The organism is Streptomyces sp. NPDC002536, assembly GCF_053594995.1.
The window spans coordinates 42,272-55,032 of sequence record NZ_JBSFWU010000017.1; the positions used below are offsets into that span (position 1 = coordinate 42,272).

At 71.3% G+C, this 12,761-nt stretch carries 11 protein-coding genes; all 11 read right to left on the minus strand.

Features of this window, described 5'->3' with window-relative positions; genetic code table 11:
* Positions 1 to 86 precede the first annotated feature (86 nt).
* Positions 87 to 1,376 carry a serine hydroxymethyltransferase gene (locus tag ACWD4B_RS09160; protein ID WP_451420170.1) on the minus strand — a complete coding sequence of 430 codons (1,290 nt, stop codon included), beginning with the start codon at positions 1,374 to 1,376 and terminating at the stop codon, positions 87 to 89.
* A gap of 91 nt (positions 1,377 to 1,467) precedes the next feature.
* Positions 1,468 to 2,121 carry an arsenate reductase/protein-tyrosine-phosphatase family protein gene (locus tag ACWD4B_RS09165; RefSeq protein ID WP_451420171.1) on the minus strand — a complete coding sequence of 218 codons (654 nt, stop codon included), beginning with the start codon at positions 2,119 to 2,121 and terminating at the stop codon, positions 1,468 to 1,470.
* Complete coding sequence (locus ACWD4B_RS09170; protein WP_171085088.1) at positions 2,118 to 2,765, minus strand: L-threonylcarbamoyladenylate synthase; 648 nt, start codon at positions 2,763 to 2,765, stop codon at positions 2,118 to 2,120. The genes ACWD4B_RS09165 and ACWD4B_RS09170 overlap by 4 nt, the downstream gene beginning before the upstream one ends.
* Before the next feature lie 40 nt (positions 2,766 to 2,805).
* Complete coding sequence (prmC, locus tag ACWD4B_RS09175) at positions 2,806 to 3,651, minus strand: peptide chain release factor N(5)-glutamine methyltransferase (protein ID WP_336413552.1); 846 nt, start codon at positions 3,649 to 3,651, stop codon at positions 2,806 to 2,808.
* Positions 3,652 to 3,725: 74 nt separating this feature from the next.
* A complete protein-coding gene (gene prfA, locus ACWD4B_RS09180; protein ID WP_451420172.1) occupies positions 3,726 to 4,802 on the minus strand; it encodes a peptide chain release factor 1 in 1,077 nt (358 codons plus the stop codon).
* A gap of 101 nt (positions 4,803 to 4,903) precedes the next feature.
* A complete protein-coding gene (gene rpmE / locus ACWD4B_RS09185) occupies positions 4,904 to 5,113 on the minus strand; it encodes a 50S ribosomal protein L31 (RefSeq protein ID WP_451420173.1) in 210 nt (69 codons plus the stop codon).
* Positions 5,114 to 5,259: 146 nt separating this feature from the next.
* The gene (locus ACWD4B_RS09190; protein WP_451420174.1) at positions 5,260 to 6,378 is read right to left on the minus strand and encodes an LCP family protein; all 1,119 of its coding nucleotides are present in this window, start codon (positions 6,376 to 6,378) and stop codon (positions 5,260 to 5,262) included.
* Between the two features lie 303 nt (positions 6,379 to 6,681).
* On the minus strand, positions 6,682 to 8,649 hold the full coding sequence (rho, locus tag ACWD4B_RS09195) for a transcription termination factor Rho (RefSeq protein ID WP_451420175.1): 1,968 nt from the start codon (positions 8,647 to 8,649) through the stop codon (positions 6,682 to 6,684).
* Between the two features lie 416 nt (positions 8,650 to 9,065).
* Positions 9,066 to 9,980 carry a homoserine kinase gene (gene thrB, locus ACWD4B_RS09200; protein WP_451420176.1) on the minus strand — a complete coding sequence of 305 codons (915 nt, stop codon included), beginning with the start codon at positions 9,978 to 9,980 and terminating at the stop codon, positions 9,066 to 9,068.
* Positions 9,981 to 10,304: 324 nt separating this feature from the next.
* Positions 10,305 to 11,396, minus strand: a complete 1,092-nt coding sequence (gene thrC / locus ACWD4B_RS09205) for a threonine synthase (protein WP_451420177.1) — start codon at positions 11,394 to 11,396, stop codon at positions 10,305 to 10,307.
* Positions 11,397 to 11,404: 8 nt separating this feature from the next.
* Positions 11,405 to 12,697 (minus strand): homoserine dehydrogenase, encoded by a 1,293-nt coding sequence (locus tag ACWD4B_RS09210; RefSeq protein WP_451420178.1) that lies wholly within the window; start codon positions 12,695 to 12,697, stop codon positions 11,405 to 11,407.
* Positions 12,698 to 12,761: the final 64 nt, after the last annotated feature.

Sequence of the window (12,761 nt, forward strand, 5' to 3'; positions counted from 1 at the left end):
CACACCATATTCGCGTCCGCCCCCGATCCGTGAATGCCGGGGAAGACGCGGGGGCCCTGCGGGTGGTTGCCGGGGGCGCCAAATGATCACATGTGCGGCGGATACGGGGGGAAGTTTCCGGCCAGCTCGGCGACGGCCGCCCTGACCTCGGACTCCTTCCCCTCCCCGCGCAGTGCGGCGCCCAGCAGGGCGGCGACCCGGATCATCTCGGGCTCCCGCATGCCCTGGCTGGTGAGGGCGGCGGTGCCCAGCCGCAGGCCGCGGGCCCGGCCGTGCGGCAGGCCGCAGGTGTCCAGCACGATGCCGGCGGCGGCGAGGCGCCGGCGGGCCGTCACGGCCTCCAGGGCGAGCGGGGAGACGTCGGCGGTCACCAGGTGCGTGTCGGTGCCTCCCGTGGCGATGACGAGGCCTTCGGAGGCCAGGGCGGCGGCAAGGGCGCGGGCGTTGGCCACGACTTGGTGGGCGTAGGCGGTGAAGGCCGGGGTCGCGGCCTCCCCGAAGGCGACCGCCTTCGCGGCGACGGCGTGCATCTGGGCGCCGCCCTGGGTGAACGGGAAGACCGCCCGGTCCGCCCGCTCCGCCAGCCGGGCGCCGCAAAGGATCAGCCCGCCGCGGGGCCCGCGCAGCACCTTGTGCGTGGTGGCGCAGACGATGTCGGCATACGGGACCGGGTTCGGTGCCGCTCCCCCGGCGACCAGTCCGATGGGGTGTGCCGCGTCGGCGATGAGGGCGGCGCCCACCTCGTCTGCGATCTCCCGGAAGGCGGCGTAGTCGGGGTGCCGCGGGTAGGACATCGAGCCGCACACGATCGCGGCGGGCCGGCGGTCGCGGGCCAGGTCGCGCACCTGGTCGTAGTCGATGAGCCCGGTGTCCCGGCGGACCCCGTAGCCGACGAAGTCGAACCAGCGGCCCGAGAAGTTGGCCGGGGAGCCGTGGGTGAGGTGTCCGCCCTGCTGGAGGGACATGGCCAGCACCGTGTCGCCCGGGCGCAGCAGCGCGGCGTAGGCGGCCAGCACGGCGGAGGAGCCGGTGTGCGGCTGGACGTTGGCGTGCTCGGCGCCGAAGAGGCCCCTGGCGCGTTCGACGGCGATGAGCTCGGCGAGGTCGACCAGTTCGCAGCCGCCGTGGTGGCGGGCGCCGGGATAGCCCTCGGCGTACTTGTTGGCCAGCGGCGAGCCGAGGACGGCCAGGACCGCGGGTGAGGTGAAGTTCTCGGCGGCGATCAGCTGCAGCCCGGTCGCCTGCCGGTCGGCCTCGCCGAGGAGGAGTCCGGCCAGTTCGGGGTCCTGGCGCACCAGCGCCTCGAAGCCGGTGCCCCAGGCGGGGAGCCGGGATACCGGGGCGCTGCTCCGGGCCGGTGCGGGGGTGACGGACATCGCCGGCTCCTAGCGGTGGGCGGCGGGTCTGCCACCACTGTATGTCCGTATTGCCTTGCATGCCCGCCTGCGGGCGCAGTTCCCGCGTCCCTTATCGGGGTCGGGGCACTCCCGTAAGAGCCGTGACGACCGGGTCCAGGGCCTGGTCGATCTCGTCGCCGATGGAGCGGAAGAAGGTGATCGGGGCGCCGTAGGGGTCGTGCACCTCGTCGGCCTCCGCGCTGGGCGCGAGCAGCCAGCCGCGCAGGGCGGCGGCGGCCTGCACCAGGGCGCGGGCGCGGTCGACGACGCCGCCCGCCTGCGCGGGGTCCGGCAGGGTCGCGGGGTCTATGGCCCGCACCAGCCGGGTGAACTCCTTCAGCGTGAAGGTGCGCAGGCCCGCGGAGTGGCCCATGGAGATGACCTGGGCGCGGTGGTCGCGGGTGGCGGTGAGCACCAGGTCGGCGCGGATGACGTGCTCGTCGAGGAGCTCACGGCCGGTGAAGCCGTGCGCGTCCGCGCCGAAGTCGGCCAGGACGGTGGCGGCGTGCGCCTCCATGGGCGCTCCCTCGTGTCCCCAGGTGCCGGCGCTCTCGACCACCAGGCCGCCCGTGGAGGGGTCGCCGAGCCGGTGCGCGAGGGCATGCCGGGTCAGCCGCTCGGTGATCGGCGAGCGGCAGACGTTGCCGGTGCTGACGTGGAGGATGCGGAAGGTGTCGGCGAAAGTGACCGGTCCCGCTATGCCACGCCCCTGTGGGGCGATCAATTCGCCACCTCGAGGTCGGGTACCACCTCGCGGAGCTGCTCGGCGCTGACCGCACCGGCGCGCAGCAGCACGGGCACCGGACCGGTGACGTCCACGATGGAGGACGGCACGTCGGCCGGGGTGTGGCCGCCGTCGAGGTAGACGGAGACGGAGTCGCCGAGCATCTCCTGGGCGGCGTCGCAGGACTGCGGCGCCGGGTGGCCGGTGAGGTTGGCGCTGGAGACGGCCATGGGGCCGAACTCGGTGAGCAGCTCGATGGCCACCGGGTGCAGCGGCATCCGCACGGCGACGGTGCCGCGGGTCTCGCCCAGGTCCCAGGTGAGCGAGGGCTGGTGCTTGGCCACCAGGGTCAGCGCGCCGGGCCAGAAGGCGTCGACGAGCTCCCAGGCCTGCTCGGAGAAGTCGGTGACCAGCCCGTGCAGGGTGTTGGGGGAGCCCACGAGGACGGGCGAGGGCATGCCGCGGCCACGGCCCTTGGCCTGGAGCAGGCCGCCGACGGCCTCGCGGCTGAAGGCGTCCGCACCGATGCCGTAGACGGTGTCGGTGGGCAGCACGACCAGCTCGCCGCGGCGGACCGCGGCGGCCGCTTCGCGCAGACCGGTCTTGCGGTCGGTCGCGTCGCTGCAGTCGTATCGCCGTGCCATCACATCTCCTTCGCGAAGCGGTCGGTTCCCTGCACCCCGGTCACGGCATGGCCTTACGGGCCGTCGCGAACCGCGGGCGGTTGTTGAGGTCGGGGTGGTCGGCCGCGTCCGCCCAGCCCGACTCCTCGGAGAAGATCCACGGCACCTGGCCGCCCTGGGTGTCGGCGTGCTCGATGACGACGACGCCGCCGGGGCGCAGCAGGCGGTGGGCCGTGCGCTCCAGGCCACGGATGGTGTCGAGGCCGTCCTCGCCGGAGAACAGGGCGAGCTCCGGGTCGTGGTCGCGGGCCTCGGGGGCGACGTACTCCCACTCGGTGAGCGGGATGTACGGCGGGTTGCTGATGACGAGGTCGACCTGGCCGTCGAGCTCGGGGAGGGCGGTCAGGGCGTTCCCGTGGTGCAGGGTGACCCTGGAGCCCTCGACGTTCTTCGCGGCCCAGCCGTGCGCGGTCTCGTCCAGCTCGACGGCGTGCACCCGGGAGCGGGGCACCTCCTGCGCGAGGGCGAGGGCGATGGCCCCGGAGCCGGTGCACAGGTCGACGATGAGGGGCTCGACCACGTCCATCGCCCGGACGGCGTCTATGGCCCAGCCGACCACGGACTCGGTCTCCGGGCGGGGCACGAACACGCCGGGGCCCACCTGGAGTTCGAGGTAGCGGAAGAACGCGCGGCCGGTGATGTGCTGCAGCGGCTCGCGGGCCTCGCGGCGGGCCACGGCCTCCCAGTAGCGGGCGTCGAAGTCCGCGTCGGCGACGTTGTGCAGCTCACCCCGCTTGACGCCGTGCACGAAGGCGGCCAGCTCCTCCGCGTCGAAGCGCGGGGAGGGCACGCCGGCGTCGGCCAGCCGCTGGGTGGCCTGCGCCACCTCGGCGAGCAGCAGGTTCACGGTGTTCCCTCTCGCATCGTCACGGTCGTCCCGGGGGCTTCCGGGCCGGGCCTTCGACAAGGCCCGGTGGGTGGTCAGCTGGTGGCCGCGAGCTTCGCGGCCGAGTCGGCGTCGACGCAGGCCTGGATGACCGCGTCCAGTTCGCCGTCGAGCACCTGGTCCAAGTTGTACGCCTTGAACCCCACGCGGTGGTCGGAGATCCGGTTTTCCGGGAAGTTGTACGTCCGGATCTTCTCGGAGCGGTCGACGGTGCGGACCTGGCTGCGGCGCGCGTCCGCGGCCTCGGCCTCGGCCTTCTCCTGCGCGGCGGCCAGCAGCCGGGAACGCAGGATGCGCAGGGCCTGCTCCTTGTTCTGGAGCTGGCTCTTCTCGTTCTGGCAGGAGGCGACGACACCGGTCGGCAGGTGCGTGATGCGCACGGCCGAGTCGGTGGTGTTGACGGACTGGCCGCCGGGGCCGGACGAGCGGTAGACGTCGATCCGCAGGTCGTTGGGGTTGACCTCGACGTCGATCTCCTCGGCCTCGGGCGTGACGAGCACACCGGCCGCGGAGGTGTGGATACGGCCCTGGGACTCGGTCGCGGGCACGCGCTGGACGCGGTGCACCCCGCCCTCGTACTTCAGCCGGGCCCAGACGCCCTGGCCGGGCTCCGGGGTGACGTTGCCCTTGGTCTTCACCGCGACCTGGACGTCCTTGTAGCCTCCGAGCTCGGACTCGGTGGAGTCGATGATCTCGGTCTTCCACCCGACGCGCTCGGCGTAGCGCAGGTACATGCGCAGCAGGTCGCCGGCGAACAGGGCGGACTCGTCGCCGCCCGCGCCCGCCTTGATCTCCAGGATGACGTCCTTGTCGTCGCTGGGGTCGCGCGGGATGAGCAGCAGGCGCAGCTTCTCGGTCAGCACCTCGCGCTGCGCCTCCAGGACCTTGACCTCGGCGGCGAAGTCGGGATCGTCGGCGGCGAACTCGCGCGCGGTGTCGATGTCGTCCGCGGTCTGCTTCCAGGCGCGGTACGTGCCGACGATCGGGGTCAGCTCGGCGTAGCGCTTGTTGAGCTTGCGGGCGTTCGCCTGGTCCGCGTGCACGGCGGGATCGGCGAGCCGCTTCTCGAGGTCGGCGTGCTCACCGATCAGTTCCTCGACTGCCTCGAACATCAAGATTCCCTAAGCGAAGGTGACGGGCCTGCAGGACGCGAAAGCGCCGGTCCGGTCGCCCAGCCTGAACTGGGCGACCGAGGACCGGCGCCTGCGGGTCGCTACTTCTTGGCTCCGTAGCGGGCCTCGAACCGCGCCACACGGCCACCGGTGTCGAGGATCTTCTGCTTGCCCGTGTAGAACGGGTGGCACTCGGAGCAGACCTCGGCACGGATGGTGCCGGCCTCGATCGTGCTACGGGTGGTGAAGGAGGCACCGCAGGTGCAGCTGACCTCGGTGTCCACGTACTCCGGGTGGATGTCGCGCTTCAAGGGGTTCTCCTAGGTTCAGGGAGGGCACCGGGTCGTAGAGGCGGGATTGCCTTACGTGAACCGGGGCCGACGTACCAGTTTGCCAGTACTGGCCGCATCCCCCAAAACGGGGGGTGGGGCCCCGGTATTCCCGGGGCCCCCGGCTGCTACTTCACCGCGTTGTCGGCTTCCGTCCTGGTGCCCGCGCCGTCCTTGAGGGCGGACTCGGGGATCTCCTTGTCCTCCCGGAGCGCGTCCCAGACCTGCTGGGAGGCGGCCTTCATGGGGGCCACCCGGTTGCTGTCGACCGGGTCGGTGCCCACGGGCAGCGTCACCATGTGCATGTCCTCGGCGCCGATGCCCTTGAGGCCCTCGGCGAAGCCCAGCAGCTTGTCCACGGAGGCCAGCTCGGAGTCGGTGGTCAGCGCCTTGGTGGCGGTGTCGGCGATTCCGTACAGCTTGGTGGGGCTGGTGAACAGGCCGATGGACTTCACCTGCTTGATCAGCGCCTTGATGAAGGCCTGCTGCACCTTGATCCGGCCCAGGTCGCTGCCGTCGCCGACGCCGTGCCGGGTACGGACGAGGCCCAGCGACTGCTCACCGTTGAGCTTGTGGGTGCCCGCCTTCAGATTGAGGTGGCTGTACTTGTCGTCGATGTCCTGGGTGGTGGTGACCTCGACGCCGCCGAGCTGGTCGATCAGCTTCTGGAAGCCGGCGAAGTCGACCTCCATGTAGTGGTCCATGCGGATGTTCGTCATGGCCTCGACGGTCGCGACGGCGCAGGGCGCGCCGCCCACCGAGTAGGCCTCGTTGAACTGCGCCCGCTGAGTGGCGGGGACGGTCTTGCCGCCGGGCGACTTGCACGCGGGCCGGGGGACCATCAGGTCCCGCGGGATGCTGACCACGCTGGCCTTCTTGTGGCCCGCATAGATGTGGACGATCATCGCGGTGTCGGAGCGGGCGCTGCCCTCGTCCCGGCCGTACTCGCTGTTGGCGCCGGCCCGGGAGTCGGAGCCGAGGACCAGGATGTCCTGCGAGCCGTTGTCGATGTTGGCCGGGCGGTTCTTGCCGAGCGCGGCGTTGATGTCGACGCCGTTGATGTTGCCGTTGAGCTTGAAGTAGGCGAAGCCGAGTCCGGAACCGCCCACCAGCAGCACGGCGGCGGCGGTCCAGCCGGCTATTCGCCAGCCCTTCCTGCGCTCCGGGGGCTTGCGTCGCCGGCCGCGCTTCCCGCCGGCACGGCGGCGGCCCGATGCCGCCCTCGTGCTCCTGCTCTCGTCGGCCATGCGCTCCTCAGTCCTTCGTGCTGGTTCGGCTGCCCCATTCAGACGGGGAAGCATGCGCCAGGGTTGCACAACGGGTTCTGAGGACCTTTTAAGAAAACCGGAGGCCACTCCCCCGCCCGGGGCACTGCCACCACCCCCTGCCACCTGCGGTTTCGGCCAGATTGGCGGGATTGCTGCCGGCTGTTTACCGCTGGTGCGCCTGTGGCGGATGTCTCAAAAGGTCACAGAGAGATCACAAAAGGGCCGGGCCCCCGCCACGGCTGTGGCGGGGGCCCGGAATGCGCTGCAGTGCTGCGCGGCAGATCAGTCGTTGCCGTTGCCCGGGGCGGGCGTGGTCTTGGCGATCTGCATCAGGAACTCGGCGTTGGACTTCGTCTGCTTCATCTTGTCGAGAAGCAGCTCGATGGCCTGCTGCGAGTCGAGCGCGTGCAGCACCCGGCGGAGCTTCCAGACGATCGCCAGCTCCTCGCCGCCCAGCAGGATCTCCTCCTTGCGGGTGCTGGAGGCGTCCACGTCCACCGCGGGGAAGATGCGCTTGTCCGAGAGCTTCCGGTCGAGCTTGAGCTCCATGTTGCCGGTGCCCTTGAACTCCTCGAAGATCACCTCGTCCATCCGCGAGCCGGTCTCGACCAGCGCGGTGGCCAGGATGGTCAGCGAGCCGCCGTCCTCGATGTTGCGCGCGGCACCGAAGAACTTCTTCGGCGGGTAGAGCGCGGTCGAGTCGACACCACCGGACAGGATGCGGCCCGAGGCCGGGGCGGCCAGGTTGTAGGCACGGCCCAGACGGGTGATCGAGTCCAGCAGGACGACCACGTCGTGACCCAGCTCCACGAGGCGCTTGGCGCGCTCGATGGCCAGCTCGGCGACGGTGGTGTGGTCCTCGGCCGGGCGGTCGAAGGTCGAGGAGATGACCTCGCCCTTGACCGACCGCTGCATGTCGGTGACCTCTTCCGGACGCTCGTCGACCAGGACGACCATCAGGTGGCACTCGGGGTTGTTGGTGGTGATCGCGTTGGCGATCGCCTGCATGATCATGGTCTTGCCGGTCTTCGGCGGGGCCACGATCAGACCGCGCTGGCCCTTGCCGATGGGCGCGACCAGGTCGATGATGCGGGTCGTCAGCACGCCCGGGTCCGTCTCCAGCCGCATGCGGTCCTGCGGGTAGAGCGGGGTGAGCTTGCCGAACTCGGGGCGGCCGCGGCCGGTTTCGGGCGCCATGCCGTTCACCGAGTCGAGGCGGACGAGGGCGTTGAACTTCTCGCGCCGCTCGCCGTCCTTGGGCTGACGGACCGCACCGGTGACGTGGTCGCCCTTGCGCAGGCCGTTCTTGCGGACCTGGGCGAGGGAGACGTAGACGTCGTTCGGGCCCGGCAGGTAGCCGGACGTACGGATGAAGGCGTAGTTGTCGAGGATGTCCAGGATGCCCGCGACGGGGATCAGGACGTCGTCCTCGGCGACCTGCGGCTCGTTGCCGAAGTCGTCACGGCCGCGACGGCCACGACGGTCGCGGTAGCGGCCGCGACGGCCACGACGGCCACCGTCGAAGTCGTCTTCCTCCTGCTGCTGCGGACGGTTGTCCCGCTGCTGACGGCCCTGGCCGCCCTGCTGGCCGGCCTCGCCGTCGCGGTTGCCGCGGCGGTCGCGGTCGCGCTGACCGCGCTCCCGGCGCTCGCCCTTCTGGCTGCGCTCGGCGCGCTCGCCGCGCTCCTGGCGCTCGCCGCCCTTGGCGGCCTTGCCCTCGGCGCTGTCCAGCGCCGCCTCGGCCTTGACCTCCTTGGCCTCGGCGCGGTCCTCGCCGCCGGCGGCCTGCTCGGCCTGCTCCGGGCTGCCGGCGGGCGCGGTGGCGCGCCGACGGCGGCGCTCGCCGGCCGGGGCCTCGTCCCCGCCGGGCTGGCCGGGAATCTCGATCTGCTGCTGGGCAGCGGCCTTCTCGGCGGGCTTCTCCGCGTCACCGGTGCGGGCACGGGAGGTCGTACGGCGCTTCGGCTTCTCGGCGGCTGCGTCGGCCTCGGTCTTGGCGGGCGCCGCGGCACTGCCGCCGGCCTGCTTCTCCTTGATGACCTCGATCAGCTGGCCTTTGCGCATCCGCGCGGTGCCCTTGATGCCGAGGCTGGAGGCGAGCTGCTGGAGCTCGGCCAGGACCATGGCGTCGAGGCCCGTGCCCGAGCGGCGCCGCCTGGGGGCGGTGGTGGCACCGGTGGCAGACGCGGCGGGAGCGTCCGTGGCGGGCGCGGAGGCATTCACGCCCATCAGATCGGTGGTGTCGCTCACGAAGGGGTCCTTCCCTGGAGCGGGCGTCGGCCTGTCTTGGCTCGGCGACCGGTTGTGCTGTCCGGCTGCGGTCCTGATGTGCGGACCGTGCCGGGGCGGTGGTCCGCCGGTACGGCGGAAGAATCAGTTCATTGGTTCCGGCGTGAAGAAATCAGTGAAGACAAGACGACCAACTTCACTCATGTCGCCCACGCCGATTCCGGAGCGTGCTCGAATCTGCTCAGGCAGGCTGCTCAGGCAGTTTGGGAGGCTCCCGGAAGAAAAGCGGTCCCTGATCGGGACACAGAGCACCGAGCCGATGTGACTTCGGGTGCAGACTTGAGGTTAACACTACCGGATCCCACAAACATTCCCCCTCTCCAAGACCGGCAACCGCGTTTTTCGTGGCCCCGGGGCCCCTCCCCGGAACGCACAGGTCAAGCGAGCGGCAGCACGCTCGTCCCCCCGGCGTCGAGGGACAGCCGATTGGCCGCCCATCCCTCGCCCGCCAGCCGTGCGACCTTGTCGGCCGCACCGTTCTCGACCAGCGCGAGCACCGTCGGGCCCGCACCGGAAATGACTGCGGCGACCCCGTCCGCACGCAGTCGGTTGACCAGGGCGATGCTCTCCGGCATGGCCGGAGTGCGGTATTCCTGGTGCAGCCGGTCCTCGGTGGCCGGCAGCAGCAGCTCGGGACGCCTGGTCAGGGCCTCGACAAGCAGTGCGGCACGGCCCGCGTTGGCCGCGGCGTCCACATGGGGGACGGTGCGCGGCAGCAGCCCCCGAGCAGTTTCGGTCAGCACCGGGTTCGCCGGCACGAAGACCACCGGAACGATGGAATCCGCAGGGTCCATCCGCACGGCACGGGCCACTCCCGACTCCATCCAGGCCAGGGTGAATCCGCCGAGCAGACAGGCCGCGACATTGTCCGGGTGACCCTCGATCTCGGTGGCCAGCTCCAGCATCGCCGCATCGTCGAGCCGGGCGTCGCCGCCTATGGTCACCGCGCGGGCGGCCACGATGCCCGCGCAGATCGCCGCCGAGGAGGAGCCCAGGCCCCGGCCGTGCGGAATCCGGTTGGCGCAGACGACCTCCAGGCCGCGGGGCTGGCCGCCCAGCAGGTCGAAAGTGGTGCGCAGGGACCGTACGAGCAGATGACTCTCGTCGCGCGGGAGGGTCTCGGCGCCCTCTCCGGCGATGTCGATGTGCAGCCCTGATTCCGCCACCCGGACCACGACGTCGTCGTAGAGGCCCAGGGACAGGCCGAGGGCGTCGAAGCCGGGACCGAGGTTTGCGCTGGTGGCGGGGGTGCGCACTCGGACGGCGGCGGCGCGGAAGGCGGGACCGGCCATCGCTCGATGACTCTCCTTGGTGTGGCCTTGGCAGGACGTGCGACTACCGCAAGGGCCGTGACGGCGATGCCGCGTGGGGGCGGCAGCGGTCTGCGACGGGGCGGAGTGAGCACAGCCTATCGAAGGAAGGTTCTGTGGCGACATAGGGCGCACGGGAGGCGCACGATGCGTTTCGCCTGCGGCGTGCCTGGATTATGGGGGGTTACCCCGGTTCAGGCGGGGTGGTGCGCCCCGTAAGGGGCGCGGGGAACTGCGCGACCGGCCACCGACGGCCCGCAGCCGTCGGACCCGGGGACCCGGGGGCGGAGCCCCCGGGAATACCCCTTACGCCAACCCGAGCTGCTGCGCAGCAGCGTTGGCGTCCACCGGAACGGTGATCGGCTGCGGGGCGCCCGCCACCGCCCAGTCCGGGTCCTTCAGGCCGTTGCCCGTGACCGTGCAGACGATGCGCTGGCCCGGGTCGACGAGGCCCTGTTCGGCCGCCTTGAGGAGGCCGGCCACGCTCGCCGCCGAGGCGGGCTCGACGAAGACGCCCTCCTGGGAGGCCAACAGGCGGTAGGCGGCGAGGATCTGGCGGTCGGTCACCTCGTCGATGAGACCGCCGGACTCGTCGCGCGCCTGCTCGGCGAACTGCCAGGAGGCGGGGTTGCCGATGCGGATCGCGGTGGCGATGGTGTGCGGGTCCTTCACCGGCTCGCCGCGCACGATCGGCGCCGAACCGGAGGCCTGGAATCCCCACATCCGGGGGTTGTGCGTGGACACCGCGTCGGCGGCGTACTCGCGGTAGCCCTTCCAATAGGCGGTGATGTTGCCCGCGTTGCCCACCGGGAGGACGTGGATATCGGGGGCGTCGCCGAGGGCGTCGACGATTTCGAAGGCCGCGGTCTTCTGGCCCTCGATGCGCACCGGGTTGACCGAGTTGACCAGCGCCACCGGGTAGTTGTCGGAGAGCGAACGGGCCAGCGTCAGGCAGTCGTCGAAGTTGCCGTCGACCTGGAGGATGCGGGCGCCGTGCACCAGCGCCTGGCCCATCTTGCCGAGCGCGATCTTGCCCTGCGGGACCAGCACGGCGCACACCATGCCGGCGCGCACCGCGTAAGCGGCCGCGGAGGCCGAGGTGTTGCCGGTGGAGGCGCAGATGACGGCCTGCGCGCCCTCCTCCTTGGCGCGCGAGATGGCCATCGTCATCCCGCGGTCCTTGAAGGAGCCGGTGGGGTTGGCGCCCTCGACCTTGAGGTGAACCTCGCAGCCGGTGCGCTCGGAGAGGACCTGCGCCGGGACGAGCGGCGTACCGCCCTCGCGAAGGGTCACCACCGGGGTGCTGTCCGTGACCGGAAGGCGGTCGCGGTACTCCTCGATGATGCCGCGCCACTGGTGAGTGCCCGCGGAACCGCGGGAGTTGCTGTTACCGGACATTGTTCTCGTTACTCCCCTTCAACCCGCATGATGCTCGCGACATCGCGGACCGTGTCCAGCTTGCGCAGCGCCTCGACGGTCGCCTGCAGGGCGGCGTCGGCGGCGCGGTGGGTGACCACGACGAGGGACGCCTCGCCGTCCTTGCCCTGCTGGCGGACCGTGTCGATCGACACGCCGTGCTCGGCGAAGACGGTGGCGACCTGGGCCAGGACACCGGGCTTGTCGGCCACGTCGAGGCTGATGTGGTAACGCGTGACGACCTCGCCCATGGGGCTCACGGGCAGCCGGGTGTAGGCGGACTCGCCGGGGCCGGTGGTCTCGGCGACCTTGTTGCGGCAGACGGCGACGAGGTCGCCGAGGACCGCGGAGGCGGTCGGCGAACCGCCCGCGCCGGGCCCGTAGAACATCAGCTGGCCGGCCGCCTCGGCCTCGACGAACACCGCGTTGTACGCCTCGCGGACGGAGGCGAGCGGGTGGCTGAGCGGAATCATGGCCGGGTGCACGCGGGCGGTGACCGACTTCCCGTCCTTTGCACGCTCGCAGATGGCCAGCAGCTTGATGGTGCAGCCCATGCGCTTCGCGGAGGCGAAGTCCGCGGACGTGACCTCCGTCATGCCCTCGCGGTGCACGTCGTCGAGGCGGACGCGGGTGTGGAAGGCGATGCCGGCCAGGATCGCGGCCTTGGCGGCCGCGTCGAAGCCCTCGACGTCGGCGGTCGGGTCCGCCTCGGCGTAACCGAGGGCCGTGGCCTCGTCGAGCGCCTCGGAATAACCGGCGCCGCTCGTGTCCATCTTGTCGAGGATGAAGTTGGTCGTGCCGTTCACGATGCCCAGCACGCGGTTGACCTTGTCGCCCGCGAGGGACTCGCGCAGCGGGCGGATCAGCGGGATGGCGCCGGCCACGGCGGCCTCGTAGTAGAGGTCGGTGCCGTGCGTCTCGGCGGCCGCGTGCAGTTCCGCGCCGCCCTGGGCGAGCAGCGCCTTGTTGGCGGAGACGACGCTCGCGCCGTGCTCGAAGGCCGTGGTGATCAGCGTGCGGGCGGGCTCGATGCCGCCGATGACCTCGACGACCACGTCGATGTCGCCGCGTTTGACCAGCGCGGTGGCGTCGGTGGTGACGAGCTCCGCGGGGATCCCCGCCCGGACCCGGTCCGGGCGGCGCACGGCGATGCCGGCCAGCTCGACCGGTGCACCGACGCGGGCGGCGAGGTCGTCCGCGTGCGTCGTCATGATGCGCGCCACCTCGGAGCCGACCACTCCACAGCCCAGCAGCGCCACTTTCAGCGGACGCGTACGCATCATCCGACCTCGTTTCTCGCTCATCTTCGGTAGCACCAGTCTCACTCACTGGACGGGGCTTTTCGGA